The following is a 19,750-nucleotide window of genomic DNA, read 5'->3' on the forward strand; positions in this document are numbered from 1 at the left end:
GGGAATGACCGACGGAGCAACGCAAGACTTGGAGGTCAGTGAACTACTACGTCCAACAAGTAAGTGAGCGCAGTCGGCCTTGTAGTTCCCATCAGCACACAGCCAAATGAGCAGGTGCGATGCGCTCACCGATTGCGGGACCGTGTGGCGGCATGGATGCCGCCACCGAGCCTACATGGATGTACTTGCGGCGTGTCCCGCAAGCGGTGAGCGCATCGCGCCCTCGACCAACGCCGACCAACGCGGCTTTGAAACATCCAAACGACGCTGAAGCTCGAGCTCTCGGTCGCCTTGAGAGGTAAATCGAACGGTGTGGATGCGTCGGTTGCAGAGCGGCTGATCTGCGGCCTGGTTGCAGGGCCCTTGCCCGCCCACCATCGCGGGACACGCCGCAAGTACGTCCGTGTAGGCTCTTACGCGGCATCCATGCCGCGTAAGGTCCCGCGACGGTGGGCGGGCAAGGACCAGTGGAGATGGTCGGTGTGCGTGGTTGCGAGCAATGCGTGGTGTGCGGCCGGCCGACGAGGTGCGGTCTGGATCTCAACGCGGTGCAGGCAATGCGTCATACGCGCGCCGCACGGCCTCTTCCCCAAAGCGCCGCTCCAACCGGCGCACGATGAAATGCCCGCGTGCCATCGCCTGGAAGTGGCGCATGAACACGGTATTGAGCGTTGCGCCACTCACGGCACCTACCAGCGGCACCGCCTGCACGGCGAGTTTTTCGCCCACGTTGACTGAGAACTTGGCCGCAACGCGCGACACCAACGACACCAGCGCGGGTGCGCCTTTGCTTGCGAAACCATGTGCGGCCACGTAATGCGCGGCGGCGCTGAGTTGCTGCGCCATGGCCGCGCGTACGGCGAAATAGCCGGATTCGGCGCCATCGTCGCTGACGCTGCGTCCGCCATGCGCCAGCACTTCCAGACAGGCCAGCGCCGTTTCCGGATCGTGCAGCGATTCGCCTTCCGAGCGTGCGATATCGGCAATGGAGCGCAGCATCACCGTGGTGGTCACCGGCAGCTCCACCAGGAGACCAGGTAATCCGAAAAATCCGCCTGCACCGCCCGCGACAGCCACCACCATGGTGTGCCGCGCGGTGGAGGCGGGCTGCTGCGTGTCGGCCTGGCCGCGCAAGCTGAGCAATGCCGATTTCATTGCCACCTGCAATGCGCGGCGGGTGACCCCATCGATGCTGCGGGTCAGCATTTTCGGTAGCCGCTTGGTGATCAGACTCTCGATCGGCGCGCCCAGCGCATTGGCAAGTTGCGCTGCCACACCGGGGTTTTCCAACAGCGCGTGCGCCGTGGCCAGATCGCGTTGCGCGGCAACGTCCATCACTGGTATCGGAAGCGTCGTCATGCCTGTTCTTCGTCGTTAGGGGTCCGCCCCGATGGTACCCAGCGCCATGTGAGCGTTAGACGAGCGAACTGTGCAGTGCCAGGACAATCCTGCAATTGGCCTGCAAAATGCGCGATCATCGGGATCTACGCTGCTAATGCCCACCAGATGAATCGTGAGATCCGCCACAGCATCGTCATTGCCGCCGCGCCGGAAGTGGTTTCCGCTGCGCTGTCCGAGCCAAGGCAGCTGGCCCGCTGGTGGACGCGCGAGGTGAGCCTGGGCAACGGCAGGGTGCGGCTGGACTGGAGCCGTCAGGGCTGGCGGGTGGAGTTGAGCATCGACGAGGGCGCCGATCATCGCCTGGTGTGCTGGCGCTGCCACGACTCCAACATGCTCGATTCGGATGCCTGGAAAGGCACCGTGATGCGCTTCGAGCTGCACTCCACCAGCCAGGGCACGCAGGTGGAGTTCGTCCAGTCCGGTTATCGCGAATCGCCATGCAAGGAGGCCTGCGCGCGCGGCTGGCGTTTCTTCCTGGGCAGCAGCCTCAAACGCTATGTGGAAACCGGCGAAGGCATGCCCTCGGCCGACATGCTTGCGCCCAACCTGCATTGAGCCCGGTGCGCATCACGCGCATGCACGCTGCGCCGAGCCCGCTTACGCCGTGCGCGGCTGGCCCATGGAGGGCGCGGAGCGCAGTGGCAGCTGCGCATCCACCGTCACCGGGCTATCGGCCTGCAACAGCGCGCGTGCTTCGGCATCGGTGGCCACGGCCGGCGGTGAGCCACGCAACGGCAAGCCGGCGGTTTCGCGCACGAACAGCATGGTCACCAACCCGATCGCGGCTGCGCCCATCAGGTAGTACGCCGGCACCAGCGGGTCACCGGTGCGCTCCACCAGCCAGGCAGTGACCAACGGCGTGGTACCGCCAAACAACGACACCGAGACGTTGAAGCCGATCGACAGCGCGCTGTAGCGCACCGGTGTGTAGAACAGCGCCGGCAACGTGGAGGGCATCGAGCTGGTGAAGCACACCAGCGCCAGGCCGAGCAGCATCAGCCCGGCGAAGATCAGCCCGTCGTGGCCGCTGCCGATCAGCATCAGGCACGGGATCGCCAACACGAACAGGGCAATGCAGGCACCGATGATCATCGGGCGGCGGCCCAGCTTGTCGCTGAACAGGCCGCCGACGATGTTGAGCGGCATCATCACCAGCATCACCAGAATGATCAGCAACAGGCCCTTGCTCTCGGCATAGCCCATGGTGACGCTGAGGTAGCTGGGCATGTAGGTCAGCAACATGTAGTCGGTAACGTTGAACACCAGCACCAGCCCAACGCACTTGAGCAACTGCGGCCAATGCAGGCGCAGCAGCGTGAGCAGGCCTTGCCCTGCGGTTTGCCGTTCGCGTTGTTCCGATTGCGCGGTATAGGCGCGAAACGCCGGGGTTTCTTCCAGTTTCATGCGCATGTACAGGCCCAGCAACCCCAACGGGCCGGCGACCAGAAACGGGATGCGCCAGCCCCACTCGAGCATCTGCGTCTGGCTCAAGGCCATGTGCAATGCCGTCACCGTGGCCGCACCGGCGATGTAACCGCCCAGCGTGCCGAATTCCAGCCAGCTGCCCATCAGGCCGCGATTGCGGTCGGTGGCGTATTCGGCGATGAAGGTCGCTGCGCCGCCGTATTCGCCGCCGGTGGAAAAGCCTTGCAGTAGACGCGCCAACAGCAACAACACCGGCGCCCACACGCCGATGGTTGCATGGGACGGGATCAAGCCGATGCTGAAGGTGCCCAACGCCATCAGGATCATGGTGGCCGCCAGCACTTTCTGCCGCCCGTAGCGGTCGCCGAGCGGTCCGAACACCATCCCGCCGATCGGCCGCACCAAAAACGCGACGGTGAACGTGGCAAAGGTTGCAATCAACTGCGCGGTGGGATTGCTCGCGGGGAAGAACACCTGCCCCAGCGTCACCGCCAGATAGCCGTACACGCCGAAGTCGAACCACTCCATCGCATTGCCCAGTGCGGCCGCACCCACGGCCTTGCGCAGCATCGGGCGGTCGACCACGGTGACTTCGTCCAGTTGCAGTTGGCGGCGGCGCTTGAACCAACCGAAGTGCGAGGCAATCGCGCGCGTGTCGTGCATATGTTTGGTCTCCATGTGCGGCCATCGCTGCCCACTCGCCCTGGCAACGCACAGGACACAGCACATCGCGCGCGCATGGCAAACGCACATGCAGGGGATGACACCGGAGGCATTCCCGGACGGCCGCGAACACTCAGCGACGCTGCGGGACAGACGACCAAGGGGTGGGCAAGTGCCCAGGGGCTTGATCAGCCGCACATGTTACTACAGCGTGCAGATCGCTGCAGGCGCGAGGGCGCAGTTTTACGGAAACACCTTGTTTTCAAGGTATTTCAACGCATACAGCAACGGCCGCGCCCACCTTGCGGTGAGCGCAATAGTTTTGTCAGCCGCTCTAAATCGCAGGCTCACCCAGCACTGCCAACAACGGCAGCAGATCCTCGCGCGTCTGCGGGCGCACGGCGCGCGCGACTTCTTCGCCATCGCGCAGCAGGATGATGGTTGGCCATAACTTCACGCGAAAAGAGCGGCCAAGCGGCCGCCCTTTTCCATCTTCGACCTTGCGGTAATCCACCGCCTCGAAACCACCCAGCAGTTTTTGCAACAGCGGCTGGGCGGCCATGCAGTGACCGCACCAATCGGTGCCGAACTCCAGCACCTGCAGCCCGGCCTGTGCACCCACCTCGCTGCGCTCAGGTGCCTGCGTGGCGTACTCGCGAACAAACCCCATCGCGCGCGTGCTCCGCTATCAGGACAGCGCGCGCTGGATGTCTTCCAGCGGCAGATTGGTGAGGTCCTTGGCCAGATCACCCACCAGGCGCTGCTGTGTTTCCTTGTGCAGCAAGGGGCGTACGCGGCCCAGCGTGGTCGGGTCGGCCACCAACACCAGATGCGTGTATTCGTGCTTCAGCGCGCCATCGTTCAAGGCGTGCGACAACTGCTTGGCGAAGGTCATTTCGTCCAGATCCGCATTGCTCAGATCCTGCGGCGCCTTGCCGGCCGGGCCGTCGTCATCGACGTTCTGCACATCGGTGCGCGCGTGCTGACGCAGCACCACCTTGGCTTCGTTGCCGGTATTGGTGAACCAACGTGCTTCGCCGCCATCGGCCACAACCACCAGTGCACCCTGAGGAATTTGCAGACTCATCCGACTCTCCTGATCAATGTCGGCACTGCAAGTGCAGCACCGGTCCGTCTCAACCTAGGCGAGAAGATGTAAGCGCGGTGCCTAGTCGATGTCAGCGTGGCGTTAGTGTGGCGCGGCCAATGCCGGTGGTGGCAGGCCCAGATGCTTGCTGAAGAAGCGTGCAGTGACCCGCAACGCCTGCTGGCTTTCCGGCAGTGTCTCGGTGAGGTGGAAACCATGGCCCAGCCCGTCCCAGACGTGCAAGTCCGATTCGCGACCCAGATCCACCAGGCGCGCATGTGTATAGGCCGTGGCGCTCAACTCGGCCGCACGCGTTGCGGTGAGAAACAAGGTCGGCGGAAACTGGCGCAGCACCGCATCGGAGAACACCGGCGACACCAGCGGGTCATGGAAGTCCACGCTCTCGCCGTAATACAGGTCTTCCATGATCGGCAGCGCCCCGGCCTTGTCCGGCAGCAAGGCATCGTTCACCGCAGCGACCACCACACGCGAATCGCCGCGATAGCGCGCATCGCCAGCGGCGCAGAACATGCCTGCCGCCGCCGGCATCGGCAGGCGCTCCTTGGCAAACCAGGCCAGCGACTCGCCGGTGAGCACACCGCCGGCCGAGCAGCCGAAGATGCCGATACGCTCCGGTGCGTAGGTCTTGAGCGCGGCGCGATACACCGCCGCCACATCTTCGCTGGCTGCCGGGAAGCGATGCTCCGGACCCATCCGGTAGTCCACCGCAACCACGCTCATGCCGGTCATCGCTGCGATCGGGATGGCTTCCATCAGGCCGAACGAGGCAGCGCTACCCATCACGAATCCGCCGCCATGCAGCTCGATCAGCAAACGCTTTGCCTGTTCCGGTGTGCGCGTGCGTGGCTCCACCCGCAACACCGGCACGCCGTTCCAGGTCTCGGGCGTGATCTCCACCGCGTAGCGTGCGCGCAGCTGCGCGATCACGCCTTCGGCCCAACGTTCGGTGTCGGCGCGGATGCTGGGCAATTGCTTCAGTAGCGTGGCGTTGTCGGCCTTGGCCAACGGATCGACGCGCGCGACTTCTGCAGCTACATGCGCGCGTGCCGCCGGGCTCAGATACTCAGAGACCGGCAGCGCGAATGCACTCACATGCCGGATGCCGTTCTGTGCGGTTGCAGCAGCGGGTTGTGCCGTCTCTGCCGCTGCAGCGTATGCAGTGCCTACGCTGCCGATCAGCAGCAAAACAACCGTTCGTATCCACCAATGGTGTGCCATGCGTTGCCCTCCCAGGCAGTCAGCCGGCGAGGATAGCGCCAGACGATGACGTGCCGCGCTTAGTCTGTAGAGGCCGGCAGGCCTTGCGCGTGCAGATGCTGCAATGCCTGCACCGTGGAGGTGGTTAGCGGCGATGGCAGTGCGTCCAGCGCGAACCAGCCGATAGCGAGGATTGCCTCGGGCTCGCGCCGCACGGCGTGTTCGCTGCCTTGGATGGCGGCCAGATACACCGGCGCGACCCAATGCTCCGGTGGCGTCAGATCCGGCTCGAAGTAGCTGACGATGCACAGCACGCGTTGCAGGTGCACATGCAGGCCGGTTTCTTCGAGCACTTCGCGCACCACGGCGTTTTCGACGGTTTCCATCCAGTCCACTTTGCCACCGGGCAAGCCCCAATGGCCTTGCTCGGGCGCACGCCCGCGTTGCACCAGCAGCAAGTGGCCATCGGCACGGCGGATGAAGGCGCCACATCCAACGCGTGGACGCAAATCAGGGGAGGTGGTCATCGGCATTTCGCACACACAGGGGCCGCATAGTGTCCCAGATGCGATCGATGCGGTCATTGCGCCATGCGCGTTTTGAGCCGGTGTATTGGCTGCTGCCGATGTCTCGCACATAGCGGGCGACGTGGGTTCGATGCAATGAAGACAAACACTGAGAATAAGAAGCTGATCGCCGCTGCGATAACACCGCCTTAGCACCGCATTGGCGAGGATGGTGGCATTCCGCGCCCTTGCGGCGCGCAGTGCTGGAGTGGTGGATGTCTCGTATCGTGTTGATTGGCGGCCATGGCAAGGTCGCGCGTTTGCTCACTCCGCTATTGGTGCGCGGTGGGCATCAGGTGACTGCGTTGTTCCGCAATCCCGAGCACACCGACGATGTGGTTGCCGATGGCGCCACACCGTTGCTGTTCGACATCGAACACGCCGATACCGATGCGATTGCCGCTGCGTTCTCCGCCCACGATGCGGTGGTGTGGTCGGCCGGCGCCGGCGGTGGCGATGCAGCGCGCACCTATGCGGTGGATCGCGATGCGGCAATCCGTTCGATGCATGCCGCCGAACAGGCGCGCGTGCGCCGTTACGTGATGGTGTCCTATCTCGGTGCCGGGCTGGAACACGGCATCGGGCCGGACGATGGCTTCTTCGCCTACGCGCAGGCCAAGGCCGCCGCCGACGCACATCTGCGCAATACCACGCTGGACTGGACCGTACTGGGGCCGGGTCGGCTGACCCAGGATGCACCAACGGGCCGCATCACCCGCGACCCGGGCGGCGATGCCGACGGTGGCGTCTCGCGCGGCAACGTGGCGCAGGTGATCGCGGCGGCATTGGCAACGCCGGCCACCATCGGCAAGACCGTCGGCTTCATCGATGGGCAGACGCCGATCCAGCAGGCATTGGCGCAGCTGGAATGAACGCCAGACCTATCGCAACACGCCACAGGCGAGTGATCCGGGCCGGCCTAACGTTTTCCTAAACCAGGCCTGGGCATAGTCGCGAGCGCATCTCACTGTGGAGACCGCTTATGTCTGCGTCCGTCGCCCCGCGCCGTGCCGGCATTTTGCCGCCGTATTTGCTGGACCATGTGGCGCAGGCGGCGCCCGAGCATGCACGCCATTGCGCGCAGCTGTCCCGCCACATCACCGCGTTCCTGCGGCAGCAGCGTGCGCAGGGCCTGCTCGCACGCGCAGAGGCGCTCGCTGCAGATGCCGCACCGGCCACGCACGCGGTGCGGCGGCGTATTTACGATGCGCAACAAGGCACCGCATTACCCGGCACCCTGGTGCGCGACGAAGGCGCTGCAGCCACCGACGATGTGGCAGTGACCGAGGCGTACAACTATCTCGGTGCCACGCATGATTTCTTCCAGACGGTGTACGGGCGCAACTCGATCGATGGCGCGGGCATGCCGTTGATCGGCAGCGTGCATTACGAGCGCGGCTACGACAACGCCTTCTGGGATGGCGAACAGATGGTGTTCGGCGATGGCGACGGCGAGGTCTTCAACCGCTTCACCATCGCCATCGATGTGGTCGGCCATGAGCTCACGCATGGCGTCACCGAGCGCAGCGCCAATCTGATTTATCAGGGGCAATCCGGTGCATTGAACGAATCGGTCTCGGATGTGTTCGGGGTGCTGATCAAGCAGTACACATTGCGCCAGAGCGCAAGCGAGGCCGACTGGATCATTGGCGCAGGTTTGTTGATGCCCGGCATCAACGGTGTGGGCCTGCGCTCGATGCAGGCGCCCGGCACCGCGTACGATGACCCTGCACTGGGCAAAGATCCGCAACCGGCCACCATGGCCGGCTACGTCAACACGCAAGAGGACGATGGCGGCGTGCATTACAACTCCGGCATTCCCAATCACGCGTTCTATCGCGCTGCGGTGGCGATCGGCGGCGCGGCGTGGGAAACAACCGGCCGCATCTGGTACCGCACGCTCACCGGTGGCGAACTGGCTGCGGGTGCGGACTTCGCCACCTTTGCCGCACGCACTGTCAGCGTCGCCAGCGCCGATTACGGCGCCAACAGTGTGGAGACACTCGCCGTGCAACAGGCTTGGCGCGACGTGGGCGTGCTGGCATGAGCCCACAGTTGCCGCCGGTGGATCTGGGCGTAACCTTGCGTCTTGCACGCGAGGGCGGCGTGGCCGCGTTCCCGGCCATGCGCCGCGAGCGGCAACTGGTGATGGATGAACTGGACGATGCGCAGCGCCTGCACCTGCGCACGTTGCTGGACCAATGCCTGGTGCATGCACTGCCGCGCCCGCAGGCCGGTGGCGGCGACCGACGCTATTTCAGCATCGCCTGGGACGGTGCCAGCGAGCCGCTACGCATTCCCGAAGAACATGCGCCGGCCGAAATCGTGCGGCTGTGGAAACAGGGCACGCTGTAGCGCGGCTATGCCGCGGTGACGGTGCCCGCTAACCAGCGCGCGTGTCCATCACCACACACAAACGAAGACACCGCGCACTGCGCGGTGTCTGTCGTAAAAGATGGTCCAACTGCGGATGCCTGCACCCTTTAAGCTGCCTAGATGCTCTAGGGCTGCACAGCTGGTGACGCATAGTGGTCCCCGCTGCGTTAGCGTGACGTGCAGCGCAGCGGTCAATCTGAAGACACGCCACGCACTGCTGCACTGCGGCAGCTCCTCGCGCCCACATTGCCGCCGCGACCGGCTTCGCGGATAGTCGCAGCACTGCCCAGACAAATTCCCATGACGCCCGTGATTGTGTTGCTGCTTGCTGCCGGACTCCTTGCCGGCTTGGTACTCGCCGGTGTCATCGCCTGGCTGCTGCTGCGCCATCGTGCCCAAACGATCAGCGCAGCTGCCGCGCCTGCCGCGGCTATCGCACCCACTCCGCACGCCGCGCCAGCGGTCACGCCGGAACTGGCGCCTGTGCACGAGCAGGCGCAAGCGCACACGCAGGCGCACACCGCCCCTGCACCGCAGCCATTGCCGTCCGGGCCGCCACCGATGCGCCCGTTGCTGCGGCGCATGTATGCCGCGGTGATGTCCACCCCGTCGCTGGCCGATGGCAGCCTGCCGGTCGATCCCGCACAGGCCGATGTGCTGGCGGCGGTGGCCAGCGCGCTCGAACACGTGGACCTGCGGCCGCAGCTATTGCCGCGCCGCCCGCAGCTGTTGCCGCAGCTGATGCGTGCGGTCAACGACCCGGATGCCTCCGGCCGCGGCATCGCCGCGATCATCGCGCAGGACCCGGCGCTGGCCGCCAACCTGTTGCGCATCGCCAACAGCGCGCTGTATCGCCCGCAAGGCGGCCCGCTGGAAAGCCTGGAACGGGCGGTGGTGCATATCGGGACCGAGGGTGTGCGCCAGATCGTCGCCGCAGCGGTCATGCAGCCGGTGCTGAGCCTGGATGGCGGCCTGTACTCGCGCCTGCCGGCGGCGGTGTGGGATTACGCCCTGCGCACCGCCACCGCCGCGGCCGCCTACATGCGCGAGCGCGGCGGCGACACCTTGTCGGCGCAGCTGGCCGGCCTGCTGCAGGGCCTGGGCGCGGTGGTGATCCTGCGTGTGTTGCGCGACACCTACGCCGAGCGCCCGGCACTGCCCTACAGCCTGGAAGTGGCCGCCGCCCTGGTCGAACGCCACACCGCCACGGTGGCCAAGACCATTGCCACCGCCTGGGAGCTGCCTGCTTCGCTGAGCACCGCGCTGGACGAGCAGCGCCCCGAACACGACACCACCCTGCTGACCACCTCGCTCGGCATGGCGCTGCGTTACGGCCGGCTGGCCGCCGCGCTGGCCATGCTCGCCCGCCACGGCGCCGAGCATCAAGACCACGCGCTGAGCGTGCTGGCCACGTTGGAACCGGACAACGAGGCCAACGCCGCGCTGTGGCAGCGGCTGGTAGCGTCCAGCGTGGAGTGATAGCCAGCCGGGTGACGCAACACGTCTGAAACACGCGTACCGCGTAGCGATCGATGCACACTCCTGCGCAGGTATCGCGAAGTGACTATCAGCGTGCATGCGGATCCATCTCATCCATGCAAGCGCCCTCGGTGAACGAAGCAGTCGCGTAAAACTGGCAGGCGTCATGTGCGGGCTCGGCTTGTGCGCGGTGCCGCATCCAGTGTCGGGACACGCCGTGAATCCGTCCGTTGAGGCTCAGTGGCGGCATCCATGCCGCCACATGGTCCCGACACCGGATACGACACCACGCTCCCACCTTTCGTGGCTGCTGATCGGCAAGCAATGCCGTCGCTCTTTCTGCAGCTACCGACAACGTCCGAAGGTGCTTGCACGCGTACCGGCGTGGGACCTTACGCGGCATGGATGCCGCGTTAGAGCCTACACGGACGTACTTGCGGCGTGTCCCACGCCGGTACGCGTGCAAGCGCCCGCAGCAGACCGAAGCACTCGCACAAAGCCGGCAGACCTAGTGTCAACGCAAGTCGCAAAAAACGTATACAGAAAGGCGAGTAATCAACCCACTTCCAAACCCCGAACACACAGCGGCAAACACGCAATATCTCCACGCAAAAAACACCGGACCATCCCTAGATGGCCCGGTGGAGAGCGAGTCTTGGCATCCTTCGCCGAGAAGGGGTTACCCCGGTTCCTTGCTCAGTGTCACTCCTATACTCGGCGCACCTTGGGACCAAGGACGCCTTGCAGCAGGCGACGGTTCCCCAACCGTCAACCTGACACCTCGGCAAGCGGTCTCACACCCCCACAACCGGGTCGATCACAACGGGATCGGTACGGCGACCGGCACGCCCGGCGGCGAACGCAATGCCCGCGCCCAGGATCAACAACACCAAGGTGCTCCAGGCCGCGCGCGAGATGCCGCGTGCCGCAACATCGCCGGCCTCGCGCGCCTTCTGCTCGGCGGTGCGCTTGAGCGCTTCGTATTGGGCCACGGCCTTCTGGTAGCTCTGCGCGTAGTTGTCGGCAATCTGCTCGGCCTCCGCGCGCGATTTACCCGTGCGCGCCACGATCAGGTTGATCAATGCATCGCGGTCGGCCGCATCGATGGCCGGCTTGGCCTGCGCCCGCACACGGTCGAACCACGCGGCCAGTTCGTCCGAGGCGGCCTGCGGGGTCTGCGCCGCATCGGTGGCGGTGGCCTTGCCGTCTTCGCCCACGGTCTCGGCCTGATTTTTCAGACGCTCAGGATCGAGTTCGGCCTTGCCGGTCTGGCGCAGTACCGTGTCCAGTTGGCCGCGCAGGTCGCCCCAATTCAGCTCGATGCCCTGCTTCTTCAATTCATCCTGCACCCCATTGCCCAACGCTGGCGCCGCAGCGGCGATGCCCTGCCCGGTCAGCGACAAGCCCTTGCCGACCACGCCCGACACCGCGCCTACCGCGTTGCTGGCCAGCGCCGCCACCAACCAGGTGGTGATCAACGAAGTGACCGCCCAGCTCAACAGACCGTGCAGCCCGCCGCGTACCGTGGCCAGGCGGCCGGCGACAAACGCGCCTACGCCGATCGAGATCAACGTGCTCAACGCCAGCCAGATCCCGGCACCGGTGCCCAGCCCACTGACCGGGTTGGCTTCACGCAGCGGGTCGATGGTGGAGGCACCGATTGCGGTACCCAACACGCTCAGCGTCAGATAGGTCACCAGCGCGAAGGTGCAGCCGGCGAGCACGGCGCCCCACGACATCCTGGGGGCGAGAGTGGACTGGCGAACGACCTGTGCCATGGGAGTGCCTCACAAGGGTAGAAATGGGCGCTCAGTGTGTAAGGCGTGCCGCGCCCATGCCTGAGCCGAATGCACCAGTGCGGCTAGTGCATTCGCGTCAGGCAGCGGCTACCGTGTGCCGCCACCCTTGGTTTCCATTGCCTGCTTTCCATTGCGTTGTTACCCGAGGTCACCCCATGTCGTCAGCGAGTGAAACCGCGCCGCCCAGCAGCCCGCCGCAGTCCACCAACCGCCGCCAGCTGCAGCAGATCATCACCGGGCTGAGCGAGGGCGTGATTCTGGTCGAGCCGGATCAGTCCATTACCTGGGCCAACGAGGCCGCGCTGGCCATGCATGGCGCACGCGTGCTAGAAGACCTGGGCGCCACGGTGAGCGAATACCGCGAGCGCTTTCAGCTGCGCTATCGCAACAACCATCGCCTGACCGCCGGCAATTACCCCATCGACCGCGTCATCGCCGGCGAAGTCTTCAACGATGTGGTGGTGGAAGTGGTGCGCGCCGGCACTGAGGAGCAATGGGTGCACCGCGTGCGCAGCCTGGTGCTGACCGACGCACAAGGCGCGCCGGATTGCCTGGTGCTGATCGTCGCCGATGCCAGCGACTGGGCCAGCGCCGAGCAGCGCTTCGAACGCACCTTCAACGCCAACCCGGCGCCTGCGGTGATCTGCCGGCTCGCCGATCAGCGCTATATCAAGGTCAATCAGGGCTTTGTGGAAATGACCGGCTACACGCGCGAAGCGGTGGTGGGCAAGAGCGTGTTCGAGGTGGACGTGCTGGAACTGGCCGACCGCCGCGACCTTGCGCTGGAACGCCTCAACGAAGGCGCCACCATCCCGCAGATGCAGGCCGAACTCAGCCTGCCCGATGGCACCACCAAGATGGTGGTGGTGGCCGGCCAGCCGATCGAAATCGGCGAAGAAGCCTGCATGCTGTTCACCTTCATGGACCTGGAGCCGCGGCGTCGCGCCGAGGTGGCCTTGCGGCAAAGCGAGGAACGCTTCGCCAAGGCCTTCCGCATTACCCCGGTGCCCACGCTGATCTGCAATGCCGACACCTTGCAGATAGTGGAAATCAACGACGCGGTAGCGCAGACCACCCAGTACGCCAGCGAAGACATCATCGGCAAACCCATCGAAGAGATCGGCCTGTTTCCCACTCGCCAGGCGTATCAGCAGTTCTGCCACGCGCTGCAGCAAAGCGGCAGCATGCTCAATGTGGAATACCCCATCGCGCGCAAGGATGGCGAGCAGCTCGATTGCCTGATCTCCGCCGAAACGGTGAGCATCCACGGCGTGCCGTGTTACCTGCTGTCGCTGATGGACATCACCGACCGCAAACGTACCGAGATGGAATTGGTTGCCGCCATCGAAGAAGTGATGCAGGACGCCTCCTGGTTCAGCCAGACCTTGCTGGAAAAGCTGGCCAACGTGCGCCGCGCCAATCGCCCCAGCCAGGCGCAAAGCTGCGGCATCGCCGAACTCACCGGACGCGAGCGTGACGTGTTGGGCCTGCTTGCCGAAGGCCTGGCCGACAAGGAAATCGCACAGCAACTCAGCGTTGCGCCCAATACCGTGCGCAACCACGTGGCCGCGCTGTATTCCAAGATCGACGTGCACAGCCGCGGCGAAGCCATCGTGTGGGCACGCGAGCGCGGCTTTGCCGGCCGCAGCACCAAAAAGCCCGCGCGCAAGGCCTGACAGGCTGTAGCTGGGCCGGATGCACTAGCCGCCCTGGTGCATCCGCATGTGGGCAGGCACCGCGCGAGCCGACACCATGCTCACACCGGCCCGCACAGACTAAGCCGGTTCCCCAACTACGAGAAACGTCCCATGGATAAGAACCGTATCGAAGGTACCGCCAAGCAGGTCAAGGGCTCGGTCAAGGAAGCCATCGGCCGCGTCACCGGCGACAAGAGCACCGAACTGGAAGGCGCCGCCGAAAAGAATATCGGCAAGGTGCAGAGCAAGGCCGGCGAAGTGGCCGACAAAGTGCGTGACGCGTCCAAGTCGACCAAGTAACTCCATTGGCCGAGTCGTATTGGCTGAGTAAAGTGCGATTGCGTTGTTGGCAGGCATTTTTGCCTGCTGCGCTGAAGCTGCGATTTAGTAGTCGGACGTAATGCGTTATTGGTGACTGCGATGACGGAACAACGCACTTCGGCGAGAAATCGCACCAACGCCCCGACTTGATCGGGGCGTTGGCGTTTGTGGGTGTGTATGAATTCCAGCGACTGGGGTGGCGCCGAAACGTTTGATGTAATCGGCACACGTCTTCAGGGGGTACGAACAGCAGCTGAGATCATCACAGAAGATAGGGAAGCAATCGTCAGCGCGTTTGCGTGGCTGATGCCCGGCATCGCAATTGCGGACCAAGCGCGCACTTATCGCGCGCGGCTACATCGCCTTGAACAAATGCACAAATGCGCGGCTGACCGGCAACTCGCCAGCATGCCCCCGCATGCGCAGGAACAAGCGGCTGGCATCGTTGCGGCGCGTGCCTTCCAACCACGCCAGGTTGATCACGGTGGAGCGATGCACCTGCCAGAACTGGGCCGGATCGAGCTGGGCCACCAGCTCTGCGAGCGGGGTACGGATCAAACAGTCCCCATGCACACTGGCAACCACGGTGTACTTGGTTTCGGCCCGAAAAAAGCGCACATCGGCAACATCCAGATGGCGGGTAGTGCTGCCCTGTGAGGCATGGATGTAACGCAGGCGCTCGCGCGCAGGTGCTGCGCTCAGCTGCTGCAACGCCTGCGCCATGGCCGGGTCGCCAGGTTGCAGCGCGGGCAAGGCGCGCAAGCGTGCCACGGTACGCGCCAGCCGCTCGGTGCTGACCGGCTTGAGCACGTAATCGAGCGCCGCATGTTCGAATGCCTGCAGCGCGAATGCGTCGAATGCAGTGACGAATACCACCCGCGTGTTGCCCTCGATGCCCTGCGCCACTTCCAGACCGGTCAGGCCCGGCATCTGGATATCCAGAAATGCCAGGTCCGGCTCCAGCTCGGCGATGCGCGCGGCCGCATCGATGCCATTGCGTGCCAGATGGATGACCTGCAGCTCCGGCCACAGCGCCAGCAACTGGTCGCGCAGGTACTGCGCCAGATGCGGCTCGTCGTCGGCGATCAGTGCTGTGGTCATGCCGTTGCCTGCGCTACGGCAACCGCCACACTAGCGGGCACATACGGCAACACCAGCACCGCTTCGGTACCGGTGTCGCGCGCATGCAGCAGCAAGCTGGCATCGGCCCCGAACTGGGCCTGCAAGCGCGCGCGCAGATTGGCCAGCGCCATGCCGGCACCAGGGCGCGGTGCCGTGCCGGTTGGCGCCAGACCAACGCCGTCATCGACAACACGCACTTCAAGATGCCCCGCACGTACGACGGCATGCATCACGATGCTGCCGCCTTCCAGCTTGGGGTCCAGCCCGTGCTGCACCGCGTTTTCCACCAGCGGCTGCAACAGCAATGGCGGCATGCGTGCCAGGCGCGCCTGCGCACTGGCTTCGATGCGGTACTGCAGGCGCTCTTCCATGCGCATCTGCAACAGCGCCAGGTACTGGCCTGCCATCTCCAGCTCCGCTTCCAGCGTGCTTTCTGTGTGGCGTAGTTGCGAAAGGCTGGCACGCAGGTACTGCGAAAACGTGGCGATCATCTGTTGCGCGCGCGGCGGGTCATATGCCATCAGGCTCTGGATGTTGGCCAGGGTGTTGAACAACAGGTGCGGCTCGATCTGGCCTTGCAGCAGGCGCAGGCGCGCCTCGGTGGCGTCGCTCTGCAGCTGCTGCGCACGCAGGCGCGCGTGCCACCAGGCCCAATGCACCGCCATGACAAACAGCAAAAACACCGCCACCTTGGTCAGCGGCGGCGGCAAGGTGATGAACATCCCCCACGGATGCGCGCTGACCAACCACGGCACGATCGTAAACCCGAGCGTCATGCCGCCGATGATGCCGGCCAACGCCAGCGCACCGAGCGCCAGCCCCGCACGCAGATCGCGCGCGGTGGCCATCCGTTCCACCAGCGACGCCGGCAGCCAACGCGCGGCCAGCCGCAGCACCCCGAACAAGCTGTGCACGATGCACAGGCAGATGCCGATGTTGGGCAGCAGCGAGGCCCACCACCCATGCGGCCGCTCCACCCGGTCGAAGATCGCGGCAGTGGTCATCAGCCCCAACGCCAGTGCCACCGCCAGCAACGACGCCACCAGCAACCGCGCAGCCGTGGGCCCCTGCCGAGGTGGGCGCAACTCCCACAACGCGTGCCATCCCTGCTGCAAAAAGGCGATTGCATTCATGGATGACGTGGACCGGTCCGTGTGTTCACTGGCATGCATTCCATTGGTGAGCGGTGCGATGTGGGCGATGCGAAGGGTAACGCGCATTGGTGCGGCCAAGGCCCTACCGCATCGCCGCTATTTTCCATGCCAATCGGCTGCGGCGGCGTGTCGTTCGTCGGCGCAGCTGTCGATTCGTCGCAAGCCGCTGCGATTGCACCGCCAGCGCTGCCACTGTCTGCCCACGCAACGGCGGCAACCGCTGTTCGCATCGCATCCACAACCAAGGGGCACCATGAAGCACTTCCTCGCATTCGCGCTGATCGCAGCAGCGGCCATCGATGGCGCACACGCCGCACCTGCAGTGATCGTACCGCCCATGGTCAGCATTCCTGCCGGCGAGTTCCTGATGGGCAGCACCGAGCCGCGCATCGGCGACGGCAGCCACAACCCGGCCGAAGGTCCGCCACATCGCGTGCAGGTGCAGGCATTCCGCATGGCCGCCTATGAAACGACGGTGGCGCAGTTCCGGCAGTTCATCGCCGCAACTCACCACAAGACCCAGAACAGCTGCTGGGAGTTCGACAAGCAAGATGGCATCAAACTCAACGCGGCTACCTGGAAGACGCCTAAGCACGCGCCAACGGACTATCACCCGGTCGTCTGCGTCAGCTGGGACGATGCCACCGCCTATGTGCAATGGCTCGCGCAACACACTGGCCGGCGCTTCCGCTTACCGAGCGAGGCCGAATGGGAATACGCCGCGCGTGCCGGCACCACCACCAAGTACGCATACGGCGATGCGGCCGATGCGCTGTGTGCCTTCGCCAACATGAAAGATCAACGCTTCAAGACCGCCGCACAGCGCGATTACGCGCTGGACATGCGAGTCACCGACTGCGACGACGGCGCCGCGTACACCACCGTGGTGGGCATGTACCCAGCCAACGCGTTCGGCCTGCACGACATGATGGGCAACGTGGCCGAATGGGTGGCCGATTGCCAACACCCCGATTACCAAGGCGCCCCTAACGACGGCAGCGCCTGGCGCAACAACTGCGAGGTGGAAGGCGACTACTTCATCACCCGTGGCGGCAGCTTCGCTTCCTCGCGCCAGGTGCTGCGCAGCGCCGCGCGGGGCCATGGTGGGCGGACCAATGCAAGCAGCCTGGGCGAAGGGTTCCGGATTGCCGAAGATATCGGTGCCTGCACGGCAAGCGCGTGCGTTGATGCCGATGCCGGGTTTGTTGAGGCGCTGGAGTCAGCGCAGCGGCGCGAGCGCGAGATGCGTGCGAAAACTGCAACGCAGTGAGAGTTGTAGGCTGGGCTACTGCAGATCACACGGATGTTAGAGCCCAAGCAGTACATCTAGAACAGCCTGCTTGTTGACAGCAGGCGTTAGCATAACTAACTTCTTTGGACTAGCCACGGGTCAATCAACGATGGGCATTGGAAAGACAGCCAGGTGGTCAGTAGCCATGTTTTGCGGTCTGTCGCTGTGCGCTTGTGCGCACACTCCGGCCGCCTCCCTGAACTTGCTCCCAAAGCAACCTGCTGCTGCAACCATGTCCAAGGTCAATATCGCCAACAAGCTCACGCTTGGCGCCGATGAGATCGGCAGACGCTTCTTGAAGTTGATCGCTGGCTTAGACTCGCGTGACGATATAACTCCAACCCGCATTCAAGAAATTATGGGTTTCCCAGTGCAAGTTGCGCCTGGTGAGCTGGGAGCAGTGGTCTGGAGCGCGGATCTAGGTGGTGGCTGGCGCTATTCTTTCGACTACATTCCGGAGTCCTCTTCTTTATTGAGAGGCGTTGGTTTGTCGTTCGAACATGACATCGATCGATTTTCTGATATGAAGCCGGTCTGCGGCCTCGATTTCGAGCACTATGACAGCGCTTTAAGAAACATGGGATTTGTTGCGTCTCCCACATACGGACCAATCGGGCAACTGGAAAATTGGCGCTATGCGAAGTTCGCCAAAGATGGCATAGGCGGAGATATCATCATTTCTCTCGTCCCACAAAACATGGTCGCCGGTTCGGCGGGTAGAGTCTGCGCCAAGTCAATCAGCACATTGAATGGTCGATGATGCGACATGCAGATGATGCCTTATGAAGCACATGCCACTGGTTGGCAGTTATGCCCCCTACGCCACTCATTTCCAAATGAAGAAAGTGCTTTCGCTGATGTAAGTCTCTGTGCGCTTACCTGACGGTAGCGACCCTACTCGCAAGCCCACCGCAGTCTGCATCTGGGACGCTGCAACACTTTCCAAGAAATTGAAGGACATGGGTTACAAGGGAAAAGAAAAGATGCCGTTCCAAGGTGGCTGCATACGCCAACACTGGCGCTCTATCAACGAAAGGAACCAAGGCTTTTCAGTCGCGTTATTGCCTTATCAAACTGATACTGAGAGTGGCTCGCGCGAGTGCGCGCTTGGTGTCCAAATTAATGGAGGTGATGCATGACGCCAGATTTATATGGAATAGTGCCAGTTAGGGATGGTCTGATCAACGGCATCGGAGGATGAGCCTAACCACATCGACCAGGCTGACGGCGCTCAGATCCTCGATTTTTTTGCCGTTTCCGGCGCGTTTGCAGGGTGTTGCCCGGGTTACAGGCGCACGTTCCCCATCGTCGGCAGTAACTGCTTTCGCTTCATCCACAGGTTCGATAGCGCAAACAAGGTCAGCACCTGCGCGGTGTTCTTGGCCAGGCCGCGATAGCGGACCTTGGTGTAGCCGAACTGGCGCTTGATCACCCGGAATGGATGCTCCACCTTCGCGCGCACGCTGGCCTTGAAGTGTTCCCAACGTCTTTCCCGAGCACGCTCGCGTTTGTTGCCGAGGGCTTGCATCGTCGAGGGCCTGGCGGCGATGAAGAATGCAGCCTTGCAGGCCTGCAGTTCTTCGCGTTTGTCCGCACCGGTGTAGCCGCTATCGCCGAACACGCTGTCTTCTTTGCCATGCAGCAACGTGTGCATCACCGTGACATCGGCGACGTTGGCGGCTGTGCAATGGACGTGGTGCACCAACCCGGAAAATTCATCCACGCCGATGTGCGCCTTCATCCCGAAATACCACTGATTGCCCTTCTTGGTCTGATGCATCTCAGGGTCGCGCGCGTTGTCGGCATTCTTGGTCGAACTGGGCGCCGCGATCAGCGTCGCATCGACGATCGTGCCCGACCGCAGGCTCTGGCCCTTGCGCGCCAGATGCGCGTTGACCGCTTCCAGCATCCGCGCGGCAAGGCCATGGGTCTCCAGCAGGCGCCGAAAGTTGAGAATCGTGGTCTCGTCCGGAACGTTGTCCAAGCCACCGAGCTGGGCAAACCGCCGCAAGGTCGGGATCTCGTGCAGTGCTTCTTCCATCGCCGGATCGCTCAGCGCATACCACTGCTGCAGCAGATGAATCCGCAACATCGTCGCCAGTGCGTACGGCTGCCGACCTGGCCCGACGTCCCCCCGCCCTGAGTAGCGGC

18 protein-coding genes and 1 pseudogene are annotated in these 19,750 nt (G+C 64.0%); 9 read left to right on the top strand and 10 right to left on the bottom strand.

The window, feature by feature from the left end:
- Positions 1 to 540: 540 nt before the first annotated feature.
- Positions 541 to 1,335, bottom strand: coding sequence for an EcsC family protein (locus NMB96_RS05330; RefSeq protein ID WP_043888808.1), 795 nt, complete (start codon positions 1,333 to 1,335; stop codon positions 541 to 543).
- Between the two features lie 171 nt (positions 1,336 to 1,506).
- Here NMB96_RS05330 and NMB96_RS05335 point away from each other — a divergent pair, with 171 nt between their 5' ends.
- Positions 1,507 to 1,956 (top strand): SRPBCC family protein, encoded by a 450-nt coding sequence (locus NMB96_RS05335; protein WP_006453265.1) that lies wholly within the window; start codon positions 1,507 to 1,509, stop codon positions 1,954 to 1,956.
- Positions 1,957 to 1,998: 42 nt separating this feature from the next.
- Here the strand turns inward: NMB96_RS05335 and proP are convergent, their stop codons facing one another.
- From proP to NMB96_RS05360, 5 genes are all read right to left on the bottom strand, one after another.
- Entirely contained in the window at positions 1,999 to 3,489 is a 1,491-nt protein-coding gene (proP, locus tag NMB96_RS05340) for a glycine betaine/L-proline transporter ProP (protein ID WP_255086434.1), read from the bottom strand.
- Between the two features lie 334 nt (positions 3,490 to 3,823).
- Positions 3,824 to 4,159, bottom strand: a complete 336-nt coding sequence (locus NMB96_RS05345) for a thioredoxin family protein (protein WP_255086435.1) — start codon at positions 4,157 to 4,159, stop codon at positions 3,824 to 3,826.
- 18 nt (positions 4,160 to 4,177) lie between these two features.
- The gene (locus NMB96_RS05350; RefSeq protein WP_006453262.1) at positions 4,178 to 4,576 is read right to left on the bottom strand and encodes a host attachment family protein; all 399 of its coding nucleotides are present in this window, start codon (positions 4,574 to 4,576) and stop codon (positions 4,178 to 4,180) included.
- A gap of 102 nt (positions 4,577 to 4,678) precedes the next feature.
- The gene (locus NMB96_RS05355) at positions 4,679 to 5,815 is read right to left on the bottom strand and encodes an alpha/beta hydrolase (protein WP_255086436.1); all 1,137 of its coding nucleotides are present in this window, start codon (positions 5,813 to 5,815) and stop codon (positions 4,679 to 4,681) included.
- 59 nt (positions 5,816 to 5,874) lie between these two features.
- Complete coding sequence (locus NMB96_RS05360) at positions 5,875 to 6,321, bottom strand: NUDIX hydrolase (RefSeq protein ID WP_425520905.1); 447 nt, start codon at positions 6,319 to 6,321, stop codon at positions 5,875 to 5,877.
- Positions 6,322 to 6,575: 254 nt separating this feature from the next.
- On the opposite strand from NMB96_RS05360, the gene NMB96_RS05365 reads away from it, so the two are divergent.
- The 4 genes from NMB96_RS05365 to NMB96_RS05380 all read left to right on the top strand — a co-directional run bounded on the left by NMB96_RS05365 (position 6,576) and on the right by NMB96_RS05380 (position 10,215).
- Positions 6,576 to 7,232 carry an SDR family oxidoreductase gene (locus tag NMB96_RS05365; protein WP_255086438.1) on the top strand — a complete coding sequence of 219 codons (657 nt, stop codon included), beginning with the start codon at positions 6,576 to 6,578 and terminating at the stop codon, positions 7,230 to 7,232.
- Between the two features lie 110 nt (positions 7,233 to 7,342).
- On the top strand, positions 7,343 to 8,407 hold the full coding sequence (locus tag NMB96_RS05370) for a M4 family metallopeptidase (protein WP_255086439.1): 1,065 nt from the start codon (positions 7,343 to 7,345) through the stop codon (positions 8,405 to 8,407).
- Entirely contained in the window at positions 8,404 to 8,715 is a 312-nt protein-coding gene (locus NMB96_RS05375; protein WP_205393146.1) for a protealysin inhibitor emfourin, read from the top strand. Before NMB96_RS05370 ends, NMB96_RS05375 begins: the two co-directional genes overlap by 4 nt.
- 321 nt (positions 8,716 to 9,036) lie before the next feature.
- The gene (locus NMB96_RS05380) at positions 9,037 to 10,215 is read left to right on the top strand and encodes an HDOD domain-containing protein (RefSeq protein WP_255086440.1); all 1,179 of its coding nucleotides are present in this window, start codon (positions 9,037 to 9,039) and stop codon (positions 10,213 to 10,215) included.
- A gap of 794 nt (positions 10,216 to 11,009) precedes the next feature.
- Here the strand turns inward: NMB96_RS05380 and NMB96_RS05385 are convergent.
- Complete coding sequence (locus NMB96_RS05385) at positions 11,010 to 11,993, bottom strand: hypothetical protein (RefSeq protein WP_255086441.1); 984 nt, start codon at positions 11,991 to 11,993, stop codon at positions 11,010 to 11,012.
- A 176-nt stretch (positions 11,994 to 12,169) separates the two neighbouring features.
- Between NMB96_RS05385 and NMB96_RS05390 the strand changes: the two genes are divergently transcribed.
- Positions 12,170 to 13,690 (top strand): helix-turn-helix transcriptional regulator, encoded by a 1,521-nt coding sequence (locus tag NMB96_RS05390; RefSeq protein WP_255086442.1) that lies wholly within the window; start codon positions 12,170 to 12,172, stop codon positions 13,688 to 13,690.
- Positions 13,691 to 13,822: 132 nt separating this feature from the next.
- Positions 13,823 to 14,011 (top strand): CsbD family protein, encoded by a 189-nt coding sequence (locus NMB96_RS05395; RefSeq protein ID WP_006451426.1) that lies wholly within the window; start codon positions 13,823 to 13,825, stop codon positions 14,009 to 14,011.
- 375 nt (positions 14,012 to 14,386) lie between these two features.
- On the opposite strand, the gene NMB96_RS05400 is transcribed toward NMB96_RS05395, so the two are convergent.
- Both NMB96_RS05400 and NMB96_RS05405 read right to left on the bottom strand, forming a co-directional pair.
- The gene (locus tag NMB96_RS05400; protein WP_023902004.1) at positions 14,387 to 15,133 is read right to left on the bottom strand and encodes a LytR/AlgR family response regulator transcription factor; all 747 of its coding nucleotides are present in this window, start codon (positions 15,131 to 15,133) and stop codon (positions 14,387 to 14,389) included.
- A complete protein-coding gene (locus NMB96_RS05405) occupies positions 15,130 to 16,287 on the bottom strand; it encodes a sensor histidine kinase (protein WP_255086443.1) in 1,158 nt (385 codons plus the stop codon). The genes NMB96_RS05400 and NMB96_RS05405 overlap by 4 nt, the downstream gene beginning before the upstream one ends.
- Positions 16,288 to 16,561: 274 nt before the next feature.
- Here NMB96_RS05405 and NMB96_RS05410 point away from each other — a divergent pair, with 274 nt between their 5' ends.
- Together NMB96_RS05410 and NMB96_RS05415 are read left to right on the top strand one after the other, a co-directional pair.
- Positions 16,562 to 17,578 carry a formylglycine-generating enzyme family protein gene (locus tag NMB96_RS05410; protein WP_043888805.1) on the top strand — a complete coding sequence of 339 codons (1,017 nt, stop codon included), beginning with the start codon at positions 16,562 to 16,564 and terminating at the stop codon, positions 17,576 to 17,578.
- A gap of 130 nt (positions 17,579 to 17,708) precedes the next feature.
- Positions 17,709 to 18,359 (top strand): hypothetical protein, encoded by a 651-nt coding sequence (locus NMB96_RS05415; RefSeq protein ID WP_043888804.1) that lies wholly within the window; start codon positions 17,709 to 17,711, stop codon positions 18,357 to 18,359.
- 525 nt (positions 18,360 to 18,884) lie between these two features.
- On the opposite strand, the pseudogene NMB96_RS05420 reads toward NMB96_RS05415, so the two are convergent.
- Positions 18,885 to 19,721: pseudogene (locus NMB96_RS05420) on the bottom strand (IS5 family transposase); the annotation flags it as partial.
- Positions 19,722 to 19,750: the final 29 nt, after the last annotated feature.

Source organism: Xanthomonas hortorum, from assembly GCF_024339125.1.
GTDB classification, from domain to species: Bacteria; Pseudomonadota; Gammaproteobacteria; order Xanthomonadales; family Xanthomonadaceae; genus Xanthomonas; species Xanthomonas hortorum.